Origin of the sequence: Desulfocicer vacuolatum DSM 3385, assembly GCF_900176365.1 — a bacterium.
Lineage (GTDB): Bacteria > Desulfobacterota > Desulfobacteria > Desulfobacterales > Desulfobacteraceae > Desulfocicer > Desulfocicer vacuolatum.
In genome coordinates, this window is sequence record NZ_FWXY01000047.1 from 1 (window position 1) to 9,188 (window position 9,188).

Below are 9,188 nucleotides of genomic sequence, written 5' to 3' on the forward strand. Positions count from 1 at the left end.
TGCACGGGCAGCTGTGTGGGAGAGTAGGACGCTGCCGAATTAATTTTTTATAAAGGCCCTGACCATTATTTAATAATGGTCAGGGCCTTTTTTTTGCGTTATATTTTTTCCATAAATTGCCATGTTGCCAGGGGCACCCTTCATTTCTACTTTACACTAAAATTACTACGAGCACTTATAATCGCTTAATTTGTGATGCGGGGGCTGATCATAAGCTGGGCATTATACGTGAGATAAAATTTTATCACAAAATGACCGACGTTATGCCCAAGCCCGTTTATGCGTAAGGGCAAGCTGCAAAATAATCAGGAAAAGCGTTTTGTTGTGATAAAGCAGATAATGGTTGATATCAGCAGTCCATAGGCCACAAAAAAAAGTGTTGTGAATCTATTTTCACTGATTGTAAAGACGACCCCTATTTTTTTTTCTTTTTTTGTGACTGCCCCAGGCGAATCGCCTTTTGATCCCGCTTCGCCTATAACAAGGAGTGAAGAACCGGTGGTTTGTCGTGAATTTTTCTTATGGGCCTTCATATCCTGATTTCTTCCCCCGGTATTCGAACCATCCATTTTATCTTCACTTTTTTCGGGTGTTTCAAATAAAAAACGTTTTAAGGTAAGCCGCATGGTGCCGTGAACCAGTGGATTTAACATCATGATCCTTTGGGACGTTAGCGGTTTTGTTTTTTCCATGAGAATCACACTGGCATAATTTTTATCTGGATGGAATGTTTTCCGTGTCATCAAGTGACGACTTTTTTTGGTTTTCATGGATATCAGGCGTGTATCATCCACAAAAATGATATCTTCGATTAAAAGTGAAAATCCATTGGATAGTTCGTGGGTTTCCCCGGGATATAGTTGAATATCTTCTGTTTTATGCCCACTTACCAGGCTCAATCCATGGCATGTCAGTACCAGTAAAAATAAGAGATGCATGAGCATAAAACTCCATTTTTTAAGCGAGGAGTGTTTTAAGGCAGCAGGCAAAAGATGGCTTAAGCTGCACAGGAGGGCGTTGATAAAAAGAATGGCAGATACCAGGCATACACTAATGACCCATATGGATACGATGGGATTTGTGGTGACGGTTTTCCCCAACCAGTGGTGAATGAGATTGCTGTTCAGTTGGTCAATGTTAGTTTGGTGAACCGGAAAATAGCAGAATATCACGCCCATAATCAGGAGTATTCCCAGGCATATGATGGAATAAAAGGTAAGTTTAATGGAAGACAGTTTTTGTATCATGAGATAAAAATCCTTTTACAATTTACTCGTCAATCATAAGTTTTTTTATATGAAACTCCGTCCAAGAATCTGTAATAATTAGGGTTTCATCTTTCGTTGTGGCAGGTCAAATTCCAATATGATCTGCCCGTGGCAGTTATATTTAATGATAAAATATTGTCCACATGAGAAATAAGGCCGGCAATGAACCTGTCATACCTTTTATCCAGCTCTTTCTCATAAGGGAGGGGGGAAGATGACAGGTGAGCATCACTAACATGAAAACAATGGCAGCCTTAAAAAAACCCTTGCTCCATTGCCAGGAGTCTCCTAGCCAGTTCAGGCACCACCATGAGCCTGCCCATTCACTGCATAAAAACACCACAAGTCCCCACAGCAACACTGTTCGTGCATGGGAAAATAAAATTGTCTGTTTTGACCGTTCACCCCATATTCCCATCTGATACAACAAGGCGGTTCGGGAAAAGATCGCAGCAGCCGTAAGGCGAAGATTGAAAAAAAGGTTCACCCATGGATTACCATACATGAAAAAATCTGGATTAAATTCCTTGGGCTGCATGATGTGGTATAAGAGTAAACAAAAACAATACAAGAGCGTGACACCACAGCTTTTAAGGTGTATGCAGGGCGACTGGTTTTTCCAGAAAAAAATTTCCAGAAGAGTTAAAACAAAAATAAGGTAAAATGAAGCCTCAAAAGCTCCATACAGGGGAAGGCGATGTTCTGTGAGAATCAGTGTGATGGTTCCCAAACCTGTGAGGATCATGGCAATAACCACCATTTTTTTCACAACCATTGTCTTTTTTTTTACAACAAAATAAAATCCAAGCGTTAATATTGCCATGACAAAGTAATAGAGCAGATCAAGAAAATGTAACATGATTTAAACCTCTCAGGGAAGGATTGTGTGGCACAATGCCAGCAGTTTTTCCAGTGCATCTTGGTCATTGGCATGGATAACATCGTTGGTCTTAAAGGGCCATAAGCGGCATATGGAAGATACCAAGGCTTTACGGACAATCCAGATGTGAATGGCATTGTCCAGGGTCATCAGGGGGGTAATGCAAGGTGCCCATCCTTTCCCCTGTAACTCCATGGGACCCAGCTCATCCACCATGATCACCTTTGCTTTTTTACAATATTCCGGGAGCAGGGCATTACATCCTGCATCAATGCCTTGCTTGAAAAAAGTGTATGGAATTTTACCCGGAAGGGGGGAGGGCTCTGGGGGATTTCGTTGTGCCAGGGGAGTCACGATACCTGTTCTGAGGTCAATCAGGTTAAATCCACATCGTTGGTTGTCCTGCCAGAGCCCTTTGGCAATAAATCCTGCCATGGAAATGGATAACGCCTGGAATTTTTCCATGAGCTCCCAGGCCAGGGACGATTTTCCCGATTGAACCGATCCGGTGATGACGATACGATGATTTCCTGTGATCTGTTTTTTTTCTATGTCATTGTTTTGCAAGGTCAGCTCACCCTATAGTTTCAATTACATCCGTGGGAATAAAAAAATGCCCGTCCCGGACAAAGGGAAGGGCTGTGGTATCTGTTTCATAGAGTTGATCCATATTGGCTTTGGTCATAACCTTTCTCACCGGACCTGTCCCAAAAATCACACCTTTTTTTAATAAGATTACTTCATCTGCAAAAAGCATGGCCATATTGGGATCATGCATGGCTGCCACAACAGCTGTGTTGCTCTGTCGACACAGCTGTTTTATTTTATTTAAAAGCAGATATTGATTTTTAAAATCCAGATGGTTGGTGGGCTCATCCAGCAGCATGATGTCACTGGTTTGAACCAGGGCGCAGGCCAGCAGCGCCATCTGACGTTCTCCACCGGAAATGCGATTAAAATTAACTTCAGCCAGATGGGCCACATCAAGGGTTTCCAGGGCTTGTTTGGCAAGTTTATAGTCCCGGGTGCCCGGTACCTGGGTGGCCCCTAAGAATGGTGCTCTTCCCATGACCACCACATCCAGTACGGTAAAGGGAAATACCTCGGGATTTTCCTGTATCACCAGGCTGATGTGTTGGGCCACCTGTTTTCTGGAGAGGGTCTGGATATTGGTTCCCTTGATATGAACGGTTCCGGAATTTGCTTTTCGAATGCCGTTGAGGCAGTGGAGCAGGGTGGTTTTTCCAGAACCGTTGCGTCCCAGTATGGCCGTAAATGTACTGCTTTTCATGGCAAGGGATATCCCTTTTAAAACGGGGGTGTTGCCATGGGAAAAAAACAGGTTTCGGCATTCCAGGGCTACAGCCATCCGCTTCCTCTGTTTTTGTAAAGTAGAAATCCAAAAACCGGTGCTCCGGTGAGGGCCGTGATGATACCCACGGGCAGCTCTGCCGTGGTCATGGCCCGGGCCGCACCGTCAGCTGCCAGCATAAATAATGCCCCCAGCAGGGCTGTTACGGGCAGCATTGACTCATGGCGGGGGCCCACAAGGGTTCTGGCCATGTGGGGAATGATCAGGGCGATCCAGCTGATTTGTCCACAGGTGGCAACCATCACCGATACCATCACAGATGTGAGGATAATCAAGATAATTCTAAACAGCAACGGATTCATGCCAAGGGAACTTGCCCGGGTATCTCCCATGGAGAGAATGTTCAGGCGAAATCGAAACAACATGATGATAAAAATACCCATGACAACCACGGGCCCGGCAGTGGCAAGGTTTGTCCAGGTCACCCGGGTCAGACTGCCCATGATCCAGAAAACAATGCCCGGCAGTTCGTCATATGGATCGGAAAAATATTTTAAAATCATGAGCAGTGCATTGAAAAAGGACAACACCACCATACCGGCCAGGATCATGACAACCACCGGTCGGATGGCAATGAGACGGGCAATGCCAAGTGTCATGGATACGGCAATGAGACCGCATATAAAAGATAGGAATTGAACCAGGGAAACGCTCTCTCCAGGCAGAATAATTCCCAGGGCTGCTCCCAGTGTGCATCCGGCGGAAACGCCAAGAATATCAGGGGATACCAATGGATTGCGAAAAAGGGCCTGGTACACTGCTCCAGACACGGACAGGCCCATGCCCACCAAAATGGCCATGAGACACCGGGGAAGACGAATCCACACCAAAACCATTTTTGAGGATGTCAATTCCGGGGGAAGGGGCGTTGCGTTTATCGTGCCGGAAAAAATTTTCCACATATCATCCATGCTGATGTCGTATCGGCCTGCCGTCATGGAAATGGCAAAAAAAAAGAGCAAAAGAGCTGACAGGGCCAGGGGATATGAAAAAGGTACTCTTCCGGGATGTTGTGAATGATGGCTCAATGCTGAATCTCTTTGGGGAGTTGATCATCCAGACGTCCACCCATTTCCACGAGATCTTTTTGAAATAATACCCGGTGAAAATCATTGGCATAGGCGGTGAAATCAATGTCCTGGAAATACTCGGGGTAGGCCCGGCAGGCGGCCCACAGGGTGCCAAGTACAGACAGAGGGGAAGGAAAATCCCAGGGAGCCAGATTACTGGGGAAACGATGTATTGCCTGATGGGCAAGGGCGGTCACCTTTTTTAATGCAGGATTTTTGATGGGCTTGAATCCTTGGGTGTTAAGGTTTCTGGACATGAAGATAATATCTGGGTTCCAAGCCAGAAATTGTTCCGGGGAGATATCTTGAAAATATCCTTTAAGGGCATGGGAAACATTGATCATGCCAGCCCGGGATAACATATTATCCTGGAGCATGTTGCCTGCAGCGGTGTTGAAAAAGCTCCGGGAGGAGGCAAAATAAGCCCTTTTTTTATTTTGTTTCGGGATGGTTGCCACCCTGGAATGAACCAGATTCAGAGTTTTGTCCATGGCGTTGATGACACTTGATGCGTTCTGGGGCGTCCCTGCTGCCCGGGAGATGATGTCAAGGGATCGTTTAATGTTGTTCATACTTTCCGGAAGAATGATGACGGCAGGAATTCCCATGGTTTCAAGGCGGGTTGCCAGGGACATTCCATCTTTCTGGGCATAGAGGATGACAAGATCGGGTTTCAGGGATAGCATGGTTTCAAGGTTGATGCCTGTGGATTTTGTCCCCACTCCGGTTAATTGTGTCACCCCGGGAAATACTGCCCGGGTGAGTTTATCTTTTTTGGAATGGGTGTCAATGCCCACCAGTCTCTCCTGAAGCCCCAGGGCAAGGATGCAAAGGGTCACCGGTTTAAAGGTGGGAATAATTCGCCTGGCTTCGTTGTTGCGCAGGATAACCTTGCGTCCGGCCATGTCTGTTATGATTCGAGATTCCCGGGCCCGGGCCATGGCGGAATTGAATATAATAAAAAAAAGAATCACCATTACCATACTGACAGCTCTTGTAAATGGTTTATGTGTATGGGGAATCCGGGGGTGCTGGTGGTGTTGCATAATAGTTGTTCTCTTTTTATGTTGAGCATACTCAGCAGAGTCCCCGAGGGGGCAGCTTAATAGCCTTTTTTATATTCATTGTGTCTGCCGAGATATGATCGTTTTATATGAAATACTCCGCAAACCGGGGGTGTATTTCAGGCTTTGTTATGGGCAGGCCGAGGCAAGAATACGGTCTGCCCGTGGCAGTTATATAGTTTTATGCCTTAAAAATGTCAACTCTCTTCTCTGGTTTGTTTCTATTTATAATAATTATGAAAATATTAACCATAAGAAATTAATAATAACACCATAATGATATGGATGTGAAATTTATTTGTTGTTCAACATCTGAATCCTCCATCAACAAACTTCCTGCGGGCACTATTGAATTAATTGTAGTAATTGTTAATCCCCTAAGGTGAAGAAATTATTTAAAATAGAATGTATATATAAGTTGTTTTTGGTTGCTTAGGGGATTTATTTTGTTTAAGCCATGTTTTTTCTTGACAAGGAAGACAAACATAAAGAGAATCTCCCCTCAAATAGTGTGGGGGATATTTGTAGAGAGCAATGTGATTAAATAGTGAATTAAATATTACTGAATCCCTGGGGTTATTATGATTGAAAATAAATAGGAAGGAGAAAAATTATGTTTAAACGTTTTTTGCTGGCGGTGTTGATCTGTATGCATGTGACCGCAGGGTCCCTGTTTGCGGCAGAAGAACCTGCTGATCTGTTTACACTGGGAGAAATTGTGGTTACAGGTGAGGCAGGCAGTGTGGCTGATGTGGGAATTACCCAATCCATTAGTTTTGAGGACATTGAAGCCACCAATAGCAGCACCATTGCCGATGCCATGAAGTTTGTACCGGGGGTTACCATGACCCGGGGCCGAAAAAATGAATCGGAGATTTCCGTGCATGGATTTGGACAGGAAAAGACCTTGTTTCTCATTGATGGGGTTCCCTACTATGAAACCTATTATGGCAAGTTGAACCTGGATCAGATCCCGGTGGATATTGTTTCTAAAATAGAAGTGAGCAAAAACGCCCCGTCGGTGCTTTATGGAGCCAATGCTCAAGTGGCAGTGGTCAATGTCATCACCCGCCAGGGGACATCTAAGCCCACCATCAATCTAAAGGCAGAGGTGGGACAGCACCATACCTATAAAGGATCTGTGTCCCATGGAAACCAGATAGGTGCCGTGAATTATTGGTTGAGTTATCTCCATGAAGAGTCTGACGGCTGGCTTCTTTCCGATGATTATACCCCGGTGGAGACCATCCGGGCCAGAAAATGGATGACCAACATTGACGGCATTCATGAAAATGGGGGGATAAGGGAAAATTCCGATTATAAAAATGATCGCTTATGGGCCAGGGCAGGCATTAGCCCATCTCCGGGGTCTGAATATTTTGTCAGCGCCTATTCCATGCAGTCGGAAATGGGTCATCCCTTGAGCACCGATGAATATAAAATTTTCACCCGTAAAGGGGATAGCGCCGGTTTTTCTACCCTGTCAAGATTTGAAGATTATGACGACTGGGGTGTTGATTTCAGTGGAAAGCAATTGATTTCAGAGCAACTCACCCTGAGGGGCAAACTTTTTTACCATGACCATAAAGATGTGTATGTTTCCTATGAGGATGTGGATTGCACCCAGGAAATTGCCAGAAGTTCCTATAAAGATAATTATATTGGTGCTTCCTTGTTTGCCGATTTCTCTTTAATGGATGCCCACAGCGGCCATATCTCCTTGCATTACAAAGAAGACACTCACAAGGGTCGGGATGATGATTTCCAACCTTATAACAAAGACGTGTCACACACCGGATCTCTGGGCACCGAGCATCAGTTTTTCACCGATTTCGGCCTGACCGTTTATGCAGGTACTTCCTACGACTGGTTTAAGGTACAAGAGGCCGAGGCGTACGTGTTTGATGATGATGACATACTTGTCGGTCAGGCGGATCTGGACACCGCTGATACCCAGGATGAGCTTAATCCCATGATTGGTTTTACCTGGGATGTGGATGCCACCTCTTTTTATGGTTCGGTGGCCAAAAAGACCCGGTTTCCCACCCTGTCACAACTTTTTTCATCCACCAGCGGTAACCCGGAACTCACCTCAGAAAAAAGTATCAATTACACCCTTGGGGTTACCCAAAAATTTTCTTCCCGTATCACAGCGGATATCTCTGGATTTTACCATGATATCTCAGACTGGATTTCCAGGGATTACTATGAAGACGGCTACACAGGAAATGAAATTTACACCAATGTGGAAGATATCACCATGCAGGGGATTGAGGCCTCCATGGATGTGGCTTTTTGCGAATATTTCAGCATGAATTTTAACTACACATTTATTGATGCTGACAATGAAAGCAGTAAACGGGCCACAGATAAAGTGGCAGGGGTTCCTGAAAATAAATTTGGTGTGGGGTGTAAGCTTTTAATCCCCAAATTATTAGTTAATGTGGATCTCCAGGGGATTTACGTGGATGGTGTGTATGACGAGCTTCCCACCACCGACAGTCCCGATGATGATGCGGTGAAAACCGACAATTATTTTATTTTAAATTCGCGTATTTCCAAGCGATTCGGCACCCGTTACAGCGTTTATGCTGAAATAGATAATCTTTTTGATGAGGATTATGAACAGGAAGTGGGCTTTCCCGGAGAGGGACGAAATCTTCGGGCCGGAGTGACCCTGGCTCTGTAAGTGCTGCATGATATGACAATATTTAACTCAGTGCGCCCTGGGCGCACTGGGTGTTTTTTCGGAAAATAATTTCAGGCTTGGCTTGTGGAGCTGTCGATTCCCATCCCCCAGAGCGTAAATATTTGGTCAGTCCCTCATCCTTAGTCAGTAAGTAGAAATAAGGGGCTTGGTCATAAACTGGGCCACTATAGGTGAAATAAAATTTTATTATCCACAAAGCACTGTAATTATAGATATTAACTTTTGCAGCTAAAATTTTATCACAAGATGGCCCACGTTATGCTCAACCCCGAAATAAGTTATCCAACTATGTTTGCTTTTAATCAATAAAACCAGTCAAAACATCAATGATGTTGTAAACTTTATTTTCACTTAATCCCAGTGATGTCCGGTTAGGTTTTTGCATGCTTAAAAAAGAATATAAAACACTTGATTTATTAAAAAATAAGAGCTACCTAAGCATTGCTTTTGTCTTGTTGTAATTGATTCTATAACAAGGAGAAGTTAATGCCCATAACCCAATGCAAAAAACAAAAGATCAAATTTGATGCTGAATCCTTTATACAATATCTGCTACCTCTACAAAAAATTCTGCTCACTACCCCTGCGCTTAATTCAAGGGGGTATCGGCCATTGAAAATGACGTTTGAAGACCAACTCAATGCTTTATTATTCTATCACCTTCAAGAGCATGAGTCTGCAAGAGATCTTGTCCAGTGCATGAAAGAAGATGATTTTGCCAAAAATAACATAGCGCCTGATGGTGGTATCAGTCTCAGCAGTTTTTGTGAAGCCATTAATGATCGAGGACTCGAACAACTTCAATATGTCTTTGAGGAACTTTG

General features: G+C 44.2%; 7 protein-coding genes and 1 pseudogene. 2 read left to right on the forward strand and 6 right to left on the reverse strand.

The annotated features are described in order from the left end of the window. Positions 1–305 precede the first annotated feature (305 nt). The 6 genes from B9A32_RS20405 to B9A32_RS20430 all read right to left on the reverse strand — a co-directional run bounded on the left by B9A32_RS20405 (position 306) and on the right by B9A32_RS20430 (position 5,573). On the reverse strand, positions 306–1,247 hold the full coding sequence (locus B9A32_RS20405) for a hypothetical protein (protein WP_084071958.1): 942 nt from the start codon (positions 1,245–1,247) through the stop codon (positions 306–308). A gap of 142 nt (positions 1,248–1,389) precedes the next feature. Then, a complete protein-coding gene (locus B9A32_RS20410) occupies positions 1,390–2,127 on the reverse strand; it encodes a hypothetical protein (protein WP_084071960.1) in 738 nt (245 codons plus the stop codon). Positions 2,128–2,139: 12 nt separating this feature from the next. Further along, positions 2,140–2,715, reverse strand: coding sequence for a nucleoside-triphosphatase (locus tag B9A32_RS20415; RefSeq protein WP_170923938.1), 576 nt, complete (start codon positions 2,713–2,715; stop codon positions 2,140–2,142). A gap of 7 nt (positions 2,716–2,722) precedes the next feature. Continuing rightward, positions 2,723–3,517, reverse strand: a complete 795-nt coding sequence (locus tag B9A32_RS20420; protein WP_084071964.1) for an ABC transporter ATP-binding protein — start codon at positions 3,515–3,517, stop codon at positions 2,723–2,725. Further along, on the reverse strand, positions 3,508–4,548 hold the full coding sequence (locus B9A32_RS20425; RefSeq protein ID WP_232367251.1) for a FecCD family ABC transporter permease: 1,041 nt from the start codon (positions 4,546–4,548) through the stop codon (positions 3,508–3,510). The genes B9A32_RS20420 and B9A32_RS20425 overlap by 10 nt, the downstream gene beginning before the upstream one ends. Further along, positions 4,545–5,573: an ABC transporter substrate-binding protein gene (locus tag B9A32_RS20430; RefSeq protein ID WP_084071966.1), complete on the reverse strand. Its 1,029-nt coding sequence runs from the start codon at positions 5,571–5,573 to the stop codon at positions 4,545–4,547. Before B9A32_RS20430 ends, B9A32_RS20425 begins: the two co-directional genes overlap by 4 nt. 694 nt (positions 5,574–6,267) lie before the next feature. Here B9A32_RS20430 and B9A32_RS20435 point away from each other — a divergent pair. After that, complete coding sequence (locus B9A32_RS20435; protein ID WP_084071968.1) at positions 6,268–8,343, forward strand: TonB-dependent receptor plug domain-containing protein; 2,076 nt, start codon at positions 6,268–6,270, stop codon at positions 8,341–8,343. Positions 8,344–8,850: 507 nt separating this feature from the next. Then, positions 8,851–9,188 (forward strand): annotated as a pseudogene (locus B9A32_RS21210) (IS4 family transposase); the annotation flags it as partial.

What these genes read in the sequence shown, in the direction of transcription:
- B9A32_RS20405 (WP_084071958.1), bottom strand. Translation starts at nt 1,247, where the DNA reads ATGATACAAAAACTGTCTTCCATTAAACTTACCTTTTATTCCATCATA.
- B9A32_RS20410 (WP_084071960.1), bottom strand. Translation starts at nt 2,127, where the DNA reads ATGTTACATTTTCTTGATCTGCTCTATTACTTTGTCATGGCAATATTA.
- B9A32_RS20420 (WP_084071964.1), bottom strand. Translation starts at nt 3,517, where the DNA reads ATGGCTGTAGCCCTGGAATGCCGAAACCTGTTTTTTTCCCATGGCAAC.
- B9A32_RS20430 (WP_084071966.1), bottom strand. Translation starts at nt 5,573, where the DNA reads ATGGTAATGGTGATTCTTTTTTTTATTATATTCAATTCCGCCATGGCC.
- B9A32_RS20435 (WP_084071968.1), top strand. Translation starts at nt 6,268, where the DNA reads ATGTTTAAACGTTTTTTGCTGGCGGTGTTGATCTGTATGCATGTGACC.